Source organism: Streptomyces sp. A01 (assembly GCF_059026195.1).
Map to the genome: position 1 here is coordinate 147,710 of NZ_JBWLKN010000001.1, position 12,337 is coordinate 160,046.

Genomic DNA, 12,337 nt, shown 5'->3' on the forward strand with positions numbered 1-12,337 from the left:
GTGCGGCGACGAGCTGGCCGCCGAGGTGGAGCTGCCGCAGGGCGCCGAGGCCGACGCGCAGCGGTACGGCGTCCACCCCGCGCTGCTGGACGCGGCGCTGCACGCGATCGGCGCCGGGGAGCTGGTGCGGGACCCGGAGGAGGCCACCGGGCCCCGGCTGCCGTTCTCGTGGTCGGGCGTGAGCCTGTACGCCGAGGGTGCTTCGGCGCTGCGGGTGCGGCTGGCCCGGGTGGGTGAGGACGCGGTGTCCCTGGCGGTGGCCGATGTCTCCGGCGCCCCGGTGGCAGCGGTGGAGTCGCTGACCCTGCGCCCGTTGACCCCGGGGCAGCTGGGCGCGGCGCGCGGGACCACGCACCCTTCGCTGTTCAACGTGGCCTGGACGGCGCCGTCCTCCGCGCCGGAGGAGGCCGCGCCGGAGGCGGCCGTGTCGTACGCGGTGGTGGGTGACCGCTTCGGTCTCGCGGCCGGGCTGGGTGGGGGAGCCGTCCCGGTCGCGGCGTACCCGAGCCTGGCGGAGCTGACCGGACTCGCCGCGTCCGGACAGCCGGTGCCCGACGTGGTGCTGGCGCCGGTGGCGGGCTCAGGGCCGGGCGCCGGGGCCGTGCACCGGGCCGTGGCCGAAGCACTGGCCCTGCTGCGGTCGTGGCTGGCGGAGGAGTTGACAGCGGCCTCCCGGCTGGTGATCGTGACGCGGGGCGCGGTGTCCGCGGCGGCCGGTGACGGGGTGCCGGACCCCGCGGCCGCGGCGGTGTGGGGCCTTGTGCGTTCGGCGCAGTCGGAGAACCCGGACCGGTTCGTGCTGCTGGACCTGGACGAGCACGCACCATCCGCCGCCGTGGTATCCGCGGCGGTCGGCAGCGGTGAGCCGCAGCTCGCGGCGCGCGGGGGAGCGCTCCTCGTGCCCAGGCTGACCCGGTTCGCGGCGCCCGCGCCGCTGGAGCCTGACGCACGGTCAGCCGAGCCGTTCGGGGCCGGTGGCACCGTACTCGTCACCGGCGGCACCGGCGCGCTGGGCAAGGTGCTGGCGCGGCACTTGGTCGCCGAGCGCGGAGCGCGGCGGCTGCTGCTGACCAGCCGCAGGGGCGAGACCGCGCCAGGCGCGGCGGAGTTGCTGGCCGAGCTGACGGCGGCGGGCGCGTCGGTGCGGGTGGCCGCGGTGGACGTGGCGGACCGGGACGCTCTGGCGCGGGTGCTGGCGGACATCCCCGAGGAGCACCCGCTGACGGCCGTCGTGCACGCCGCGGGCGTCCTGGACGACGGTGTGGTCGGCTCGCTCACCCCGGAGCGGGTGGACCGGGTCCTGCGCCCCAAGGCGGACGGGGCGTGGAACCTGCACGAGCTGACGGCGGGAGCGGACCTGTCGGCGTTCGTGCTGTTCTCCTCGGCCGCGGGCGTCATGGGCAGCGCCGGTCAGGGAGGCTACGCGGCGGCGAACGCGTACCTCGACGCACTGGCCCAGTACCGCACGGCGGCCGGACTGCCCGCCCAGTCGCTGGCCTGGGGCCTGTGGGCCGAGGCGGGCGGAATGGTGGACGGCCTGGCCGAGGCAGGACTGGCGCGGCTGCGCCGCTCGGGAATGGCCGCCCTGTCCGCCGCGGAGGGCATGGCACTGTTCGACGTGGCTGGAGGGACGGACGAGACCGTCCTGGTCCCCGTGGACCTCGGCCCCGCCCTGTCGCGGACCGCGGCGGACGAGGAGAGGCAGCCGCACCTGCTGCGCGGTCTGCTCCGCCGCCCGGTCCGGCCCTCGGTGGCAGGGACCGCGCGCGGCGACGCCGCGCGGCCCGAAGCGGCCCGGCGGCTGGCCGGACTCGCCGCGCCCGAGCGTGAGCGCGCGGTGGAGGACCTGGTCCGCGCCCACGTCGCGGCGGTCCTCGGCCACGCGTCACCGCGGACGATCGCGGCGGACCAGGCGTTCAAGGATCTCGGGTTCGACTCGCTGACGGCGGTGGAACTCCGCAACCGCCTGAGCGCCGCCACCGGCCTGCGGCTGCCGCCCACCCTGGCCTTCGACTACCCCACCCCCGGGGAGCTGGCCAGATATCTGAGCGCCGGAATACACGGTGTGGAGGCGGCGGCCACGGCACCGGTCACCGCCGCGCGTACCGAAGAGCCGATCGCCATCGTGGGCATGGCCTGCCGCTTCCCCGGAGGCGTGCGGTCCCCAGAGGACCTGTGGGAGCTGGTCGCGACCGGCGGAGAGGGCATCGGCGCGTTTCCCGCCGACCGCGGCTGGGACCTGGAGCGGGTGCTGCACGACGCCGACCCCGACAAGCCGGGCACTTCGTACGCCGCGGAAGGGGGCTTCCTCTACGACGCCGGTCACTTCGATCCGGGCCTGTTCGGCATCTCGCCGCGCGAGGCGGGCATCATGGACCCGCAGCAGCGGCTGCTGCTGGAGAGTTCGTGGGAGGTGTTCGAGCGGGCGGGTATCGACGCCGCCTCGCTCAAGGGCAGCCGGACCGGCGTGTTCGCCGGAGTGATGTACCAGGGCTACGACACCCGCCTCGCCTCCGTCATCGACGGCGACGAGGGCTATCTGGGCACCGGCAACTCGTCCAGCGTGGCCTCCGGCCGGGTGGCCTACACCTTCGGGCTCGAAGGCCCGGCGGTGACCGTGGACACGGCGTGCTCGTCATCGCTGGTGGCCCTGCACCTGGCCGCCCAGTCGCTGCGGCAGGGCGAATGCGAGCTGGCCCTGGCCGGTGGCGCGACGGTGATGGCCACGCCCGGCACCTTCGTGGAGTTCTCCCGGCAGCGTGGCCTGGCCCCGGACGGACGGGTCAGGGCGTTCGCGGAGGCGGCCGACGGCACCGCGCTCGGGGAAGGCGTGGGCCTGCTGCTCCTTGAGCGGCTGTCGGACGCCCGGCGCAACGGCCACCGCGTGCTGGCGCTGGTGCGCGGCAGCGCCATCAACCAGGACGGCGCGTCCAACGGTCTGACGGCGCCGAACGGCCCGTCGCAGCAGCGGGTGATCCGGCAGGCGCTTGACGGTGCCGGGCTGTCCACGGCGGACGTCGACGTGGTGGAGGCGCACGGCACCGGTACGACACTGGGCGACCCGATCGAGGCGCAGGCGCTGCTGGCCACGTACGGCCAGGGGCGGGACGCCGGCCGGCCGTTGTGGCTGGGGTCGGTGAAGTCCAACATCGGCCACGCGCAGGCGGCCGCCGGTATGGCCGGTGTGATCAAGATGGTGATGGCGATGCGGCACGGCGTGCTGCCCCGCACGCTCCACGCCGACGCGCCCTCTTCGCGGGTGGACTGGTCCGCGGGCGCGGTGGAGTTGCTGGCCGAGGCGCGGCAGTGGCCGGATCTTGACCGGCCGCGCCGGGCGGCGGTGTCCTCCTTCGGTATCAGCGGCACCAACGCCCATACGATCCTGGAACAGGCCCCGGAGCTGGTGGCCGCCGCACCGGCTGGCTCCAGCACGGACAGCACGGTGCTGCCATGGCTGCTCTCGGGCAGGACCGAGGCGGCGCTCGGCGCGCAGGCACAGCGGCTGCACGCGCATCTGCGAGCGGTGCCGGAGACCGATCCGGCCGACGTCGGCCTGTCCCTGGCGGTGTCCCGGTCGGCGCTTGAGCACCGGGCGGCGATCGTCGCCGCAGACCGCGAGGAACTGCTCGCCGGGCTGGCCGCGCTGGCCGCCGGGCGGGGAGCGGCGGGGCTGGTACGGGGCGTGGCCGCGGGCCGGGGCCGGGTGGGCTTCCTGTTCACCGGGCAGGGCGCGCAGCGGGTCGGCATGGGCCGGGAACTGTACGCGGCGTTCCCGGTGTTCGCGCGGGCTGCCGACGAGGTGTACGAGCGTTTCGAGGGGCGGCTGGACCGCTCGCTGCGGGAGGTCGTGTCGGAGGACGCGGCCGCACTCGATCAGACGGTGTACACGCAGGCGGCGCTGTTCGCGCTGGAGGTGGCGCTGTTCCGGCTGGTCGAGTCCTGGGGGGTGACTCCGGACTGGCTGGCCGGTCATTCGATCGGCGAGCTGTCGGCGGCCCATGTGGCGGGCGTGCTGTCGCTGGATGACGCCTGCGCGCTCGTGGCGGCGCGCGGCCGGTTGATGCAGGCGCTGCCCGCCGGTGGCGCGATGGTGGCCGTACAGGCGACCGAGGCCGAGGCGGAGACGGCGCTTGAGGGACGTACCGACCGGGTGTCGCTCGCCGCGGTCAACGGCCTTTCCTCGGTGGTGATCTCCGGCGACGAGGACGCGGTCGCCGACATCGCGGCGGGCTTCGAGCAGCGGGGCCGCAAGACCAAGCGGCTGACGGTCTCGCACGCCTTCCACTCACCGCGCATGGAGCCGATGCTGGCCGAATTCCGTGAGGTGGCCGCCGGGTTGGCGTTCCACCCGCCACGGATCGCACTGATGTCGAACGTCACGGGGCAGCCGGGCACGCCGGAGGACCTGTGCTCGCCCGAGTACTGGGTGCGCCAGGTGCGGCAGACCGTCCGGTTCGCCGACGGGGTGCGGGCGCTGACCGAGCAGGGTGTGACCACGCTGATCGAGCTGGGTCCGGACGGGGTGCTGTCCGCCATGGCCCAGGAGACGCTGGCCCAGCAGGCGTCCGGCCAGGACACGCCGGTCGAGGGCGCCGAGGTGCTGTGCGTACCGGTCCTGCGGGACGGCCGCCCGGAGGCGCGGACGCTGATCACCGCGCTGTCCGGCGCGCACACCCGTGGTGTGCCGGTGGACTGGGCGCGGTTCTTCGCGGACCGGGGCGCGTCATTGGTGGAGCTGCCCACCTACGCCTTCCAGCACCAGCGGTACTGGCCGCAGGCCCCGGTGGACTCCGGCCAGGCGCCCGCCGTGGACCCCGAGGACGCCGCGTTCTGGGACGCCGTCGAGCGCGCCGACGAGGCGGCGGTGGCCGGTGCCCTGGAGGTCGGCGAGGAGCAGCGGCCCTCGCTGAGCGCCGTGCTGCCCGCCCTGACCTCCTGGCGGCAGCGGCACCGTACGCGGTCCGTCGTGGACTCCTGGCGCTACCGGGTCAGTTGGCAGCCGTCGGCGGAACTCGCCGTCCCGGCGCTGTCCGGCCGGTGGCTCGTGGTGGTCCCGGAGGGCCAGGCCGCGCCGGAGTGGGTGACCGCGTCGGTGGACGCGCTCGCCGCGCACGGCGCCCAGGTGGTGCCGGTCGACGCGGGACAGGGCGGTCGGGCCGGGCTGGCCGAACTGCTCGCCGGGATCGACGGACCGGTCGCCGGTGTGCTGTCGCTGCTCGCCGCCGACCCCCGGCAGGGGGCACCGAGGTCGGTCGAGCTGGTGCAGGCACTGGGCGACGCCGGTGTCGCGGCACCGCTGTGGTGCGTGACGCGCGGCGCGGTGTCGGCGGGCCGGTCGGACCGGCCCACCGCCCCGTGGCAGGCCCAGATCTGGGGCCTCGGCCGTGTCGTGGCCCTGGAGCACCCGGACCGCTGGGGCGGTCTTGTCGACCTCCCGGACACCGTGGACGAGCGGGCCACGGCGCGCCTGGTGGGTGTGCTCGCGGGCGTGGGCGAGGAGAGCGAACTGGCGGTGCGGCCGTCGGGCGTGCTCGTACGGCGCCTGACCCGGGAACCCCGGTCGGCGCGGCCGAAGACGCCGCTGCGGCTGTCCGGCTCGGTGCTGGTGACCGGCGGCACCGGCGCGCTGGGTGCCCAGGTCGCGCGGTGGCTCGCCCACCACGGGGCGGAGCACCTGGTGCTGACCAGCCGCCGTGGCCTGGCGGCCGACGGCGCGGCCGGGCTCAGGGACGAGCTGTCCGGGCTCGGTGCCGAGGTCACGGTGGCGGCGTGCGATGTGGCCGACCCGGAGGCGCTGTCGGCGGTGCTGGCGGCGATTCCGGCCGAGCGGCCGCTGACCGCCGTGGTGCACGCGGCGGGTGTGCTGGACGACGGGGTGCTTGACGGGCTGACGCCCGACCGGTTCGCGGCCGTGCTGCGCGCCAAGGCCGACGGAGCGTGGCAACTGCACGAGCAGACCCGGGGCCTGGACCTGTCGGCGTTCGTGCTGTTCTCCTCGATCGCCGGGGTGATCGGCAGCGCCGGTCAGGCCAACTACGCGGCGGCCAACGCGTATCTGGACGCCCTGGCGGAGCAGCGGCGGGCCGATGGCCTGCCGGCCGTCTCCATCGCCTGGGGCGCGTGGGGGTCCGCCGGAATGGCGGACGCCGAGGAGACCACGCGGCGCTTGGCGCGCGGCGGCGTGTCCGCCATGGACCCGGAAGCGGCGCTCATCGCGCTGGAGCGGTCCTGGCAGCAGGACGCTGCCCATGTGGTCGTCGCCGACGTGGACTGGGTACGGTTCGCCGCCCACTCCGCGAGCGCCCGGCAGCGGATGCTGCTGGCCGGCCTCCCCGAGCTGCGAAGCCTCGGACAGCCACAGGCCGGAGCGGTCGGCGGTGCCGGGAACGGCGGCGCGGCCGAGCTGGTACGGCGCCTGACCGGGCTGCCCGCCGACGAGCGGCTGCGCCTGGTCCAGGACCTGGTGCTTGAGCAGGTGGCGACCGTACTCGGGCGGGGAGCCCCGGAGGCGGTGCCGGCCCGGACTGCCTTCCGTGAGCTGGGCTTCGACTCGCTGACCGCGCTGGAGCTGCGCAACGCGCTGACCGCCGCCACCGGCCTGCCCCTCCCGGCGACCCTGATCTTCGACTACCCCAACCCCCGCGCGCTGGCCCGGCAGCTGGCCGCGGAACTGCTCGACGCTGCCGCGATCCGTGTGCCCGAGGGCGAGCCGTCCGCCGTGGTGGCGTACGGGGAGCCGCTCGCGATCGTGGCGATGAGCTGCCGGTTCCCCGGCGGTGTCAGCTCCCCCGAGCAGCTGTGGCGGCAGGTGTGCGACGGAGCCGACGCGATGGGGGAGTTCCCCACGGACCGCGGCTGGGATCTGGAGAAGCTGTACGACCCCGACCCCGAGCAGCCGGGGACCAGCTATGTGCGCGAGGGCGGATTCCTCGACGACGCGGGCCACTTCGACGCCGCGTTCTTCGGGATCAGCCCCCGCGAAGCACTGGCCATGGACCCCCAGCAGCGGCTGCTGCTGGAGACCTCCTGGGAGGCGTTCGAACGGGCCGGAATCGACCCGGACGCACTCCAGGGCAGCCGGACCGGCGTCTACATCGGCTCCAACGGCCAGGACTACAGCGCCCTGTTGCTGAACTCCTCGGACGACGTCCAGGGCTATCTGGCCACCGGCAACGCGGCCAGCGTGGTGTCCGGACGCCTCGCGTACACCTTCGGCCTTGAGGGCCCCACGGTCACCGTCGACACCGCGTGCTCCTCCTCCCTGGTGTCCGTGCACCTGGCGGCCCAGGCGCTGCGGGCGGGCGAGTGCTCGCTCGCCCTGGCGGGCGGCGTCACGGTGATGTCCACCCCCGGGGCCTTCACGGAGTTCTCCCGGCAACGCGGCCTGGCCGCGGACGGGCGCTGCAAGCCGTTCGCCGCGGCGGCGGACGGCACCGGATGGGGAGAGGGTGTGGGCATGCTGGTGCTGGAGCGGCTGTCCGACGCCCGGCGCAACGGGCACCCCGTGCTCGCGGTGCTGCGCGGCAGCGCCGTCAACCAGGACGGCGCGTCCAACGGCCTGACCGCGCCGAACGGACCCGCCCAGCAGCGGGTGATCCGGCAGGCACTGGCGAACGCCCGGCTGACCGCCACCGACGTGGACGCGGTGGAGGCGCACGGCACCGGCACCACGCTGGGCGACCCCATCGAGGCGCAGGCGCTGCTGGCCACCTACGGGCGAGGCCGCGACCCCGAGCGGCCGTTGTGGATCGGCTCGGTCAAGTCGAACATCGGTCACACCCAGGCCGCCGCGGGCGTCGCCGGTGTCATCAAGATGGTGCAGGCGCTGCGCCACGGCACGCTGCCCTGGACGCTGCACGTGGACGAACCCACGCCACACGTCGACTGGTCCTCCGGCACGGTACGGCTGCTGACCGAGGAGACGGCCTGGCCGGACACCGGCCGACCGCGCCGGGCCGGGGTGTCCAGCTTCGGAATGAGCGGCACCAACGCCCATGTGATCGTGGAACAGGCCCCGGCGGCCACCGAACCCGAGGCCGTGCACCCACCCGGGCCCGCGGGCCCGCCCGCCGGTGCGGTGGTGCCGTGGCCGGTGTCGGCGAAGACCGGCGACGCGCTGCGCGAGCAGGCCACCCGGCTGGGCGCCTACCTGGACGCCCACCCGGAGGCCGAACCCGCCGACATCGGATACACACTGGCCACCTCCCGCTCCGCGCTCGCGCACCGGGCCGTGCTGCTCGCCGCCGACCGGGACGGCTTCCGCCGCGCCCTGTCCGCGCTGGCCCAGGGCCACAGCGGTCCCAGCGTGGTCGAGGGCACCGCCGAATCCGACGGCCGGACCGTCTTCGTGTTCCCCGGCCAGGGCTCGCAGTGGACCGGCATGGCGATCGAACTGATCGACACGTCCGAGGTGTTCGCGAAGCGGTTCGCCGAGTGCTCCCGCGCCATCGAGCCTCACGTCGACTGGTCACCGGACGAGGTGCTGCGCGGCGCGGACGGCGCGCCGCCGCTGGAGCGGGTGGACGTCGTCCAGCCGCTGCTGTTCGCCGTCATGGTCTCGCTCGCCGAGTTGTGGCGTTCGTACGGTGTGCGTCCCTCGGCGGTGGTGGGACATTCGCAGGGCGAGATAGCCGCCGCCTGCGTGGCGGGAGCCCTGTCGCTGGAGGACGCGGCACGCGTGGTCACCCTGCGCAGCAAGGCGCTGGCCGCGCTGTCAGGCCGCGGCGGCATGGTGTCCGTGGCGCTTCCGGTGGACGAGCTGACCGGACGCCTGGAGCGGTTCGGCGGGCGGCTCTCTGTCGCCGCCGTGAACGGCCCCGGCTCCGTGGTGGTCTCCGGCGAGCCCGAGGACCTGGACGAGCTGATGGCCGAGTGCGCGGCCGAGGACATCCGCAGCCGCAGGATTCCGGTGGACTACGCCTCCCACTCCGCCCAGGTGGAAACCATCCGCGCGGAACTGCTCAGCGAGTTGCGGCCGATCACCCCGCGCTCCGGGGACATACCGTTCATGTCGACGGTGACGGGCGACTGGCTGGACACCGAACAGCTCGACGCCGAGTACTGGTACACCAACCTCCGCCAGCCGGTCCGCCTCGACCGGGCGACCCGGCTGCTCGTGGAGCAGGGCTTCCGTCTCTTCGTCGAGGCCAGCCCGCATCCCGTGCTGACGGTCGGACTCCAGGAAGCCTTCGATGAGCTCGGCAGCGATGCCGGGGCGGTGGGTTCGCTGCGGCGTGACCAGGGCGGTATCGGCCGCTTCCTGCTGTCACTGGCCGAGGCCCAGGTGCGGGGAGCGGCGCCGGACTGGAGCGCGGTGTTCGCCGGTTGGCGTGCCCGGCGTGTCGAGCTGCCGACCTACCCGTTCCAGCGCCAGCGGTACTGGCCGCAGGCCGCCACCGCTCCGGTGGGCGGCGCGGCCGGTCTCGGACTCGGCGCCACCGGCCACCCGCTGCTGGGCGCCGCGCTCGAACTCCCCGATTCCGACGGCCTCGTCCTCACCGGGCGGCTGTCGCTCACCACGCACCCCTGGCTGGCGGACCATGTGGTGATGGGATCGGCGCTGCTGCCCGGAGCGGCGTTCGTGGAGCTGGCGCTGCGCGCCGGACAGCAGGTCGGCTGCGAGCAGGTGGAGGAACTCACCCTGGAGGCACCGCTGGTGGTGCCGGAGCACGGCGCGGTGGTCCTGCGGCTCACGGTGACCGGGCCGGACGAGTCCGGGCACCGCGCACTGAGCCTGCACTCCCGGCCCGACGCCGGTGAGCCCGACGCACCCTGGAACCGGCACGCCAGCGGCTCCCTGACCGTGGCCGCCGCGGCGCGACCTGAGGGCACGACGACCGCCTGGCCGCCCGCAGGGGCCGAGCCGGTGACGCTCGACGGCTTCCATGAGCGGCTGGCCGAGGCCGGTGTGGTGTACGGGCCCGCCTTCCAGGGGCTGCGTGCCGTATGGCGGCGGACCACGACGGCGGCCACCCCCGACGCGGTGGACGGCACCGAGATCTACGCCGAGGTGCGGCTGCCCGACGCCATGCCGGCCGACGGTTTCACCCTGCACCCCGCGCTGCTCGACGGGGCGTTGCAGGCAGCCGCCGCCGACGCGCTGATGGGCGGCCCGGAAGGCGAGAACCAGGCGACCCGTCCGTTCTCCTGGCGCGGCATCCGGGTGTACGCGCCGACGGCGGCCACCTCGCTGCGCGTCACGCTCGGCCCCGCGGGCCCGGACGCCCTGTCCGTGACCGTGGCCGACGCCACCGGGTCCCCGGTGGCCGAGGTCGACGCGGTGGTCTCGCGGCCGGTCTCCCTCGCGCAGCTTCCGGCCGCCGGAACCGGCGAGTCGATGTTCCGGCTCGACTGGAAGGCGCTGCCGCCGGTCGCGGAACCCGCGGCGGCCACCGCCGGCTGGGCACTGCTCGGCGCGGTGGAACCGGAGCTGACCGGCGCCCTCGGCCCGGCCGGAGCCGGTATCGAGTCGTACCCCGACCTCGCCGCCCTGGTCGCGGCCAGCGAACGCGGCACGCCGGTACCACCGGTCGTCATCGCGCCGTACCTGCCCCGGCCCGCCTCCGTGGACACCGCCGAGGCGGCCCGTACCACCGCGCGGCAGGCACTCGAACTGCTCCAGGACTGGCTGGCCGACGAGCGCTTCGCGGCGTCCCGCCTGGTGGTGCTCACCCACGGGGCGGTGTCCACCCACCCGGCGGAGGATGTGCCTGACCTGGCGAGCGCCCCGGTGTGGGGCCTGGTGCGCTCGGCGCAGTCGGAGAACCCCGACCGGTTCGTGCTGGTGGATCTCGACGGCCACCAGGACTCCTACCGGGAACTGCCGCGTGCCATCGGCTCAGCCCTCGATCCGGCCGCCGACGAGGTGCAACTCGCCCTGCGCGCGGGGCGGGCCCGGGTGCCACGCCTGACCCGGGCGGGCTCCGCGGAGCCCGGCGCGCCCACCGAGTCAGCGGCGCCCGTACCGCTCGACCCGCACGGCACCGTACTGATCACCGGCGCCACCGGGGGCCTCGCCAGACTGCTGGCGCGCCACCTGGTGACCGACCACGGGATACGGCATCTGGTACTGGCGAGCCGACGCGGTCCGGCCGGTGCCGGCCTGCCCGAACTCCGCGAGGAACTCGGCGCGCTCGGTGCCCGGGTGACCGTGGCAGCCTGTGATGTGGCCGACCGGGACGCGCTGAGGGGCCTGCTGGCCGGGATTCCCACCGCCCACCCGCTCACCGCCGTGATCCACACGGCGGGAGCCACCGAGGACGGCGTCATCGGGTCGCTCACACCGGAAGGGTTCGACCGGGTGCTGCGCCCCAAGGTCGACGCGGTGCTCAACCTGCACGAGCTGACCGAGCCCATGAACCTCGCGGCGTTCGTGCTCTACTCCTCCTTCTCCGGGCTCTTCGGCAGCCCGGGAGTCGGCAACTACGCCGCGGCCAACGCCTTCCTGGACGCCTTCGCCCGGCACCGCCGGGCGCACGGGCTGCCCGCGATGTCGCTGGCCTGGGGCCTGTGGTCGGAGAGCGAGGGAATGGGCGACCGGCTCGGGGACGTGGACCGCAGCCGCATGGCGCGCGGCGGAGTGAGCCCCATGCCGCCGTCCCTCGGGCTCGCCCTCTTCGACGCCGCCTTCCAGCGGACCGAGGCAGTGCTGGTACCCGCACGGCTGGAACTGGGCGCCCTGCGCACCCGGGCCAGGACCGCGGGGGTGCCGGTGCCCGTCGTCCTGAGGGACCTGGTCACGGGCGCCGCCCGGCAGCGGCCCGACGAACAGGCACCGGGCACCTCCGGCACCCTGCGGGAACGCCTCGAAGGGCTGCCCCAGGAGGAACGGGAACGCCTGGTCCTTGACGTCGTACGGGCCCATGTCGCCACCGTGCTCGGCTATGCCGGGCCCGAGGCGGTCGGGCGCGGGCAGACGTTCAAGGAATCCGGCTTCGACTCGCTCACCGCGGTCGACCTGCGGAACCGCCTGAACGCGGCCACCGGACAGCGGCTGTCGGCCACCTTGGTCTTCGACTTCCCCACCCCGGTCGCGCTGGCCCGTCACCTGCTCGCCGAAATGGCCCCCGCACCGTCGGAACCGGCCACCCCGCTCCTGGACGACATCGCCAAACTCGAATCCGCGCTCTCCGCGGTGACCCCGGAGACACTCGCCGGGACAGCCATGGACGACGCCGCCCTGGACAGCATCACGGAACGGCTGCGAACGCTGCTGACGACGTGGAGCGACGCACGTGCCGAGGCACTGGGCGAAGCCGCCCCGCCCGAGCTCGACGCGGCGACGGACGACGAGATATTCGACTACATCGACAAGAAATTCGGAAAAGGCTGACCACGT

The 12,337-nt window shown here is 74.8% G+C and carries 1 protein-coding gene (only partly in view); it reads left to right on the top strand.

What is annotated here, in order from left to right:
• A protein-coding gene (locus AC5P1B_RS00550; protein ID WP_493884107.1) for a type I polyketide synthase crosses the window boundary here: on the top strand, positions 1-12,331 show its 3' portion. Its footprint begins 3,368 nt before the window's first position; only the last 12,331 of its 15,699 coding nucleotides appear in the window; the start codon falls outside the window, past its left edge; the stop codon is at positions 12,329-12,331.
• Positions 12,332-12,337 lie beyond the last annotated feature (6 nt).